Source organism: Pseudomonas fluorescens (genome assembly GCF_018614775.1).
GTDB classification, from domain to species: domain Bacteria; phylum Pseudomonadota; class Gammaproteobacteria; order Pseudomonadales; family Pseudomonadaceae; genus Aquipseudomonas; species Aquipseudomonas fluorescens_BY.
In genome coordinates this window covers 41,191-48,763 of record NZ_JAGGOF010000071.1, presented here as the reverse complement: position 1 = coordinate 48,763, position 7,573 = coordinate 41,191, and the positions used below count along the sequence as shown (strand labels likewise).

General features: G+C 61.3%; 5 protein-coding genes. 2 read left to right on the top strand and 3 right to left on the bottom strand.

Going from position 1 to position 7,573, the window contains the following annotated elements:
• A partial coding sequence (locus tag J7E36_RS18425; RefSeq protein WP_215005848.1) for a YbdD/YjiX family protein occupies positions 1-140 on the top strand: 140 nt, incomplete at its 5' end.
• 274 nt (positions 141-414) lie between these two features.
• Complete coding sequence (gene yjiA / locus J7E36_RS18420; RefSeq protein ID WP_215005845.1) at positions 415-1,383, top strand: GTPase; 969 nt, start codon at positions 415-417, stop codon at positions 1,381-1,383.
• Between the two features lie 79 nt (positions 1,384-1,462).
• Here yjiA and J7E36_RS18415 read toward each other — a convergent pair whose 3' ends face one another.
• The 3 genes from J7E36_RS18415 to J7E36_RS18405 all read right to left on the bottom strand — a co-directional run bounded on the left by J7E36_RS18415 (position 1,463) and on the right by J7E36_RS18405 (position 7,490).
• Entirely contained in the window at positions 1,463-1,987 is a 525-nt protein-coding gene (locus J7E36_RS18415) for a hypothetical protein (protein WP_215005842.1), read from the bottom strand.
• 233 nt (positions 1,988-2,220) lie between these two features.
• Positions 2,221-3,474 carry a serine hydroxymethyltransferase gene (gene glyA / locus J7E36_RS18410; protein ID WP_215005839.1) on the bottom strand — a complete coding sequence of 418 codons (1,254 nt, stop codon included), beginning with the start codon at positions 3,472-3,474 and terminating at the stop codon, positions 2,221-2,223.
• A 167-nt stretch (positions 3,475-3,641) separates the two neighbouring features.
• Positions 3,642-7,490, bottom strand: coding sequence for a sensor domain-containing protein (locus J7E36_RS18405; protein WP_215005837.1), 3,849 nt, complete (start codon positions 7,488-7,490; stop codon positions 3,642-3,644).
• Positions 7,491-7,573 lie beyond the last annotated feature (83 nt).

Genomic DNA, 7,573 nt, shown 5'->3' with positions numbered 1-7,573 from the left:
TCGGCATGCCCGACTACGACACCTACGTCGAGCACATGCAAACCAAGCACCCGGACAAACCGCTGATGGACTACGAGGCGTTCTTCCGCGAACGCCAGCAAGCCCGCTACGGTGGCAAGGGTGGGCCCAAGTGCTGCTGACTCGGTAGCCTTGAGGTAATTCCTTGTGGGAGCGGGCTTGCTCGCGAATGCGATGGGTCAGTTGATGAAGATATTGACTGATCCACCGCCTTCGCGAGCAAGCCCGCTCCCACAGTTGTTTGGCGTGGACTCAGGATTTGCTTGCGCCACAAATCCCCTGTGGGAGCGAGCCTGCTCGCGATGGCGTACTATCAGCCGACATCGGTATTGACTGACCCACCGCCATCGCGAGCAGCCTCGCTCCCACAAAAAACTTGCATCAAGGAGACTCTGTTTGTCCTCTCCCATCCCGGTCACCATCCTCAGCGGCTTCCTCGGCGCCGGCAAGACCACGTTGTTGCGTCATTTGCTCAAGGCCGAGCATGGCCTGAAGATCGCCGTGATCGAGAACGAATTCAGTGATGCCGGCGTCGACACCCAGTTGCTGGGTGACGAGCCGGTGCAGGTCATGACACTGGCCAACGGCTGTGTGTGCTGCACCATTCACACCGACCTGACCAAAGCTCTGTACCTGTTGCTCGAACGACTGGATAGCGGTGCGATTGCCTTCGATCGCCTGGTGATCGAGTGCACCGGCCTGGCCGACCCGGCCCCGGTGGCCCAGACGTTTTTCATTGACGAGGACCTGCGCGAGCGCTACATCCTCGACGGGATCCTGACCCTGGTGGATGCCGCCCACGCCGACGTGCACCTGACCCAGGCCATCGGCCAGGCGCAGGTCGGGTTCGCCGATCGCCTGCTCCTGAGCAAGACCGATCTGGTGGACGCGGCCCAGGTCCAAGCCCTTGGCGAACGGCTGACGCGCATCAACCGCCGGGCACCCATTCGGGTGGTCGAGCACGGCAAAATCGACTTGGCCGAACTGCTCGACATCCGCGGGTTCAACCTCAATGCGGACCTGGGCGCCGGGCTCAGCCTGCGCCCCGTCGGCAAGGCGACCCCGGGCGACCGCATCAGCAGCCTGGTGCTGCGCACTGACAAGCCGCTGGATATCGACAAGCTCAGCGAGTTCATGAACCAGTTGCTCGAAGACCACGGCAAGCAGTTGCTGCGCTACAAAGGCGTGTTGAATATCGCCGGCGAACCCCGCCGACTGGTGTTCCAGGGTGTGCTCAAATTGTACGGCTTCGATTGGGACACCGAATGGGCCGCCGATGAGACCCGCGAAAGCGTGATCGTGTTCATTGCCGACGAGTTGCCGGAAGAGAAGATCCGCGCGGGCTTCGACGCCCTACTAGGTTGACGCCTGCGGCCTGTGGCGAGGTATTTTCTCGCCACAACCCCCGCGCAGTTCCATGCGCTAAATAATGTCCGGGTCTTGCCTACCCAATGACGCTAAGTATGAAAGTCAACTTTGAGCGCGCTTCCGTCTCTGCCAGATAACGATAGGGCGAACCGCGCACACGTAGCCCGCCGATATACTTGTTGTTCTGGGTCATGAGTGACAATGGAGTATGTTTGGCGAATAAGTCCCGGCTGATCGCTCTGTTTTGTGGGTCGAGGAGTGTAAACAGGGTGGGTGTCCCCGAGTCTTTTACGCCTAATACCTCAAACCACTGTTTGCCGATGAATTTGTTGACATGTTCTCCTGGGTTTTTTACGGACAGGATGTAGCCCTCGGCCGTATGGCGAAAGTACAGCCTCAAGGGCTGGATGACCCTGCCCTCGGCTTTGGGGTGCATGCCCAGCAGGCTTGAGTGATCGACAGTTTGCGGTCTGCCGCTGAAAAAACCGCCGCTGAATGGCGTAAGGGTCGCCAGTGCCGGTTTGCCATGGAGCGTCTCAAGCAACTGGATATCCATGTCGGGCAGGCTGAGCGTCGCGGTAAAAGAGTGTTTACTGTCCATGTAGAAATCGCATCCTTTATCAGGTGGCATAAGTTGCCGTGAAAGATGGGATTCGATGTTATGGGTTTCTGGGTTGAGGATGTTGAGGGGTGTGTTTCAAGGATTAAAGTGTATGGTTAAAGGCGCGTTAGTTATATTGGAGGTTGTTCGGCAGTTGGGCTGCTTTCATGGAATGCAAATAAAAAAGCCCACACCTTTCGGTGTGGGCTTTTTGATGACGGTTCAGCGTTGTATCAAGCGCCGTACACCGGCAGCTTCTTGCAGATGGCCTTGACCTTCTCACGAACGGCGTCGATCACCGCTTCGTTGTTCAGGTCCGCCAGGATGTCGCAGATCCAGCCGGCCAGTTCCTTGCATTCGGTTTCCTTGAAGCCGCGGGTGGTCACGGCTGGGGTGCCGAAACGCAGGCCGGAGGTGACGAACGGGGAGCGTGGGTCGTTTGGCACCGAGTTCTTGTTCACGGTGATGAACGCCTTGCCCAGCGCGGCGTCGGCGTCTTTGCCGGAGATTTCCTGCTTGATCAGCGACAGCAGGAACAGGTGGTTCTGGGTACCACCGGACACCACGTCAAAGCCGCGCTCGATGAACACGCTGGCCATGGCCTGGGCGTTCTTCACGACCTGTTGCTGGTAGGTCTTGAACTCAGGCTGCAGCGCTTCCTTGAAGCAGATCGCCTTGGCCGCGATCACGTGTTCCAGCGGGCCGCCCTGGGCGCCCGGGAACACCGCGGAGTTCAGTTTCTTCTCGATGTCGGCGTTGGCGCGAGCCAGGATCAGGCCGCCACGCGGACCGCGCAGGGTCTTGTGAGTGGTGGTGGTCACGACGTCGGCGAACGGCACCGGGTTCGGGTAGACGCCCGCGGCGACCAGGCCGGCTACGTGAGCCATGTCGACGAACAGGTAGGCACCGACCTTGTCAGCGATTTCGCGGAAACGCGGGAAGTCGAGGATCTGCGAGTAGGCCGAGAAACCCGCCACGATCATTTTCGGCTTGTGCTCGAGTGCCAGGCGCTCGACTTCGTCGTAGTCGATCAGGCCGTTGCCGTCGATGCCGTACTGGACAGCGTTGTACAGCTTGCCGGAGGAGGACACGCTGGCGCCGTGGGTCAGGTGACCGCCGTGGGCCAGGCTCATGCCCAGGATCGTGTCGCCGGCCGACAGCAGCGCCAGGTACACGGCGGCGTTGGCTTGGGAACCGGCGTGCGGCTGGACGTTGGCGTAGTCGGCCCCGAACAGTTGCTTGGCGCGGTCGATGGCCAGTTGTTCAACCACGTCGACGTACTCGCAACCACCGTAGTAGCGCTTGCCCGGATAGCCTTCGGCGTACTTGTTGGTCAGTACCGAGCCTTGAGCTTCCATCACCGCAGGGCTGGTGTAGTTTTCCGAAGCGATCAGCTCAATGTGCTCTTCCTGGCGCTGAGCTTCTTGCTCCATGGCGGCAAAGAGATCGGCGTCGTACTTGGCAATAGTCAAATCACGGCTGAACATGGCGGTCCTCAAGGATCGGGGCAGAAAAGGGGGGCATTCTAACCCACCGGTTTTGGAAGGGGTATGAAAGGAATTCAGATTGAAGAGTTTCAAGCTTCAAGCTTCAAGCCACAAGCTGACACGAACTGCTTCTACTTGTAGCTTGAAGCTTCAAGCTCGTAGCTGCCTCAATCAATCATAAACAGCGCATCATTGCTGAACTGCGCTTCAAACCGATTGGCCGGCATCGGCCGGCCGAACAGGTAGCCCTGGACTTCATCGCAGCCGTGTTCACGCAGGAAGTCCAGTTGCTCATGGGTCTCGACGCCCTCGGCGATCACCGCCAGGTTGAGGCTATGGGCCATGGCGATGATCGCGCGGGCAATCTGCGCATCCTGCTCGCCCGACGGCAGGCCATCAACGAAGGTGCGGTCGATCTTCAATACGTCGATGGGGAATTGCTTGAGGTAGTTGAGCGACGAGTAGCCCGTGCCGAAGTCATCCACGGCGATGCTCAGGCCGAGGTTTTTCAGCCCGGCCAGGATCTGCATCGCCTCGCTGACTTCGCGCATCAGGATGCTCTCCGTCAACTCCAGCTCCAGGCACGCCGGCGGCAGGCCGGTGCTACGCAGGATGTCGGCGATGCGCGTACCCAATTGGCCGTCGGAGAACTGCCGGGCCGAAATGTTGACCGAGACCTTCGGCACCCGGACCTTGGCCTGGTGCCAGGTCCTGAGTTGCCGGCAGGCCTCGGCGATGACCCAATCACCAACGTCCACCACCAGTCCGAGCTCTTCCAGAACCGGGATGAAGTCCCCCGGCGGCACCAACCCGCGGCGCGGATGGCGCCAGCGCAGCAACGCCTCGGCACCGGTCAGGCGCTTGCCGTCGCCGCTGAATTGCGGCTGGTAATACAGCACGAACTCATTCTGCTCCAGGGCATGGCGCAGGTCGCTTTCCAGCTCCAGGCGCTCCAGGGCGCTGGCGTTCATGTCGGCCTGATAGAACTGGAAGTTGTTCTTGCCGCGCTCCTTGGCGTGGTACATGGCCGTGTCGGCGTTCTTCATCAACTGGCTCAGTTCGTTGCCGTCCTGGGGGCTCAGGGCGATACCGATACTGGCCGTGACAAAGAACTCCCGCCCCTCGAGCACGAACGGCCGGACCAGGCTGGCGAGGATCTGCTCGGCCACGGTAATGGCCCGGTTCAGGGCCATTTCGCGGCTGGCGCGCGGTTGCAGCAGCAGGGTGAATTCATCACCGCCCATGCGCGCCACGGTGTCGTCGTCGGCGACGCAGCCGAGCAGCCGCGTGGCCATTTCCTTGAGCATCCGGTCGCCGGCGGCATGGCCCAGGGAGTCGTTGATCGGCTTGAAGCGGTCGAGGTCGAGGAACATCAGCACGACCCAGCTCTTCTGCCGCTCGGCCGCTTGCAGCGCAGTGTGCAGGCGGTCCTGGAACAGCGTGCGGTTGGGCAGGTGGGTCAGGGCGTCGTAGTAGGCCAGGCGATGGATGCGCTGCTCGCTGGCCTTGCGCTCGCTGATATCGCTGAAGAAACACACGTAGCTGGCCAGGTCGCCTTCGTCGTCCAGCACCGCCGTGATGCCGACCCAGGCCGGGTAGTGTTCGCCATTGCGGCGCTTGAGCCAGACTTCGCCTTCCCAGGTGCTGTGCTGTTGCAACTGCTTGAGCACGTAGCGCAGGTGGGCTTCCTGCTGTTCGTCCACGGTCAGCATGTTGGGCAACTGGTCCAGCACCTGCGACACCGCGTAGCCGCTGACGCGACTGAATGCTTCGTTGGCCTGGACAATGTAGCCGGCCGGGTCGGTGATCAGGATCGCCGAGGTTGAATGCTCGAATACCGTGGCGGCCATGCGCAGGTCTTTCTCGGCGCGCCGCTGCTGGCTGATGTCGCGACCCACGCCGAGCACGCCTTCGAAGGCGCCGTGATCGTCCCACACCAGCACCAGGCGCAGCTCGATGGGGATCTTGCGTCCATCGGCGCGCAGGCAGTCGAACAGGAACAGTTGAGTCTGCAGCTGGTTGCGCAGCTCGGCCAATTGCTCAGGCTGGTCGAGGGCCTTGCTGACCCGGTTCATCAAATCGTAGATACCGGTCAGTTGTTGCGGATTGGCGATGGTCGATTGCCAGCCGTTCTGGAAAATCCAGTCGACGTTATAACCCAGCACCGCCTGCACCGACGGGCTGACGTAGTTGAGCGAAAGCTTGCTGTCGGTGGAGAAAATCACGTCGCTGATGCTTTCGGCGAGCATCCGGTAGCGTTGTTCGCTGTCACGCAGCGATTCGCTGGCCTCGATCTGCTCGGTAACGTCCTTGGCCACGCCGATGATCCGCGTCACCTGGTCATGTCGATCCCGGGCCAGTGCCTGTTCGCGAACCTCAAAGCGCCGCCACTTGCCGTCGCGGTGGCGGAAACGCAGCTGGCATTGCAGCAGTTGCGTGTAGCCGCCCCGGCGCTGTTCCTGGCGCAGGCAGTGGTAGTGGTCGGCGTCTTCGCTGTGCAGCAGGATTTCCCAGAAGTACTCGCCCATCTGGTGCAGTTCGGTGCGGTCGTAGCCCAGGGTCTGGCCGAGGTGATGGTTGCTGAAAATCATCCGCTGGCTGATGACATCCTGCACGTAGAGATGATCCGGCACGGTGCGCACCACATCGGACCAGAAGCCTTCGCGTTCGAGCAGCGAGAGTTCCACCAGCTTGCGGCTGGTGATGTCGCTGATGCTCAGGATGACGGCGTTATAGTCGTGCTCGTGTTCCGGCAGGCGCAGCACCAGCCACAGGTGCTGGTCGCGGCCATGGGCGTCCTGCAGGCGGATTTCCAGTTCCAGTTGCTTGTGCTGGTCGAGCAGTGCTTCGAGCAGTTTCGAGCCAACGGGGTTCTGGTCTTGTGGGCCGTTACCCACCAGCAATTGCCAGGCCTGTTCGCAAGAGTCGACGTTGAGCAGCTTCAACGCCATCTGGTTGACCTCGGTCACGAGCACTTCCTGTCGCAGTTGCTCGCATTGGTGCGGGGTTTGCAGCCAGGCGCGCAACTGATCGCCCGTGTGCAGGCCGGCCTTCTGGAAGAACGCCTTGAGCCCCGACAGGTCAAGTACGCACAGGGCCACGCCAGTGCCTTCGAAAATATCCTGGTAACGACGGCGACCTTCGTGCAACTGGCGCTGGCGCCGCCGCATGTTCAACAGCGCAATCACCGGCAGCATCGAAAAGGCCAGGCCCAGCAGGCATTTGCCGATAAAGGCTGGCAACAGCTGTTCGATTACCTGGCGACGGTCGAACAACCCACGCAGTTGCCAGTCGCTGCTGCTCAGCGGCACGGTCAGCACGGTGTTGTCGAGGTCATCCGGGGTGAGCCGGACAGTGCTGACCGCAGGCAGGCCCTCGTCGCGGCTGACGATCTGCTGATTGAGGCGGTTCTCCACCAGCCACATCGGGCGCAGGCCCACATCGGCCTGCTTGGTCAGCGTCGCGAAAAAGTTCGGTGCCAGCCGCAGGGCCCAATAGCCACGGCTGCTGCCGCTGGCCTGATGCAACAGCAGGTGCACCATGGAGCCGTCTTCGGAATTGCTGAAGTAATGTGCCTGGGCCCGGCTGCGCCGCACCAGATCGCCCAGGTAGTCGGCGTCGTGGCTGGCGGCGTCGCTGTCGCTGAGTACCTTGCCGGAAGGGCTGAGCAACGCCAGGCTGCGCAGTTCAGGCAGCGATTGCTGGAGTTTGCGCACCAGCGCCTGTTGTTCGTCGGCCGTTTGCGGTTGTTCGACGATCGGTAGCAGATTCAGGGCGATCTGCGCGTTCAGCGCCATGTTCAGGCTGACTTGCGCGGCCAGGTCAGCGGTGTAGTCGATGGTGTACTGGCGCTGTTGCTGCTGGGTTTCGCGCATCTGGTCGAGCAATTGCCAGAAGAGCAATCCGAGCAGCATCAGCACGAGGGTGGCCAGCGCGCCCTTCAAGGTCCCGCGCAGGGGCGAGCCAGGCACAGCAGCAGGTGCACGTGGGGGCGAGGACGGCGTGACGTTGGACAAGCTGTAATCCTGCAGTTTGCTTTTGCTGGACTGGCGCGACGTGCACTATAAGCCGGACGCCCGAAGGGCGGCTAGCATGCCTT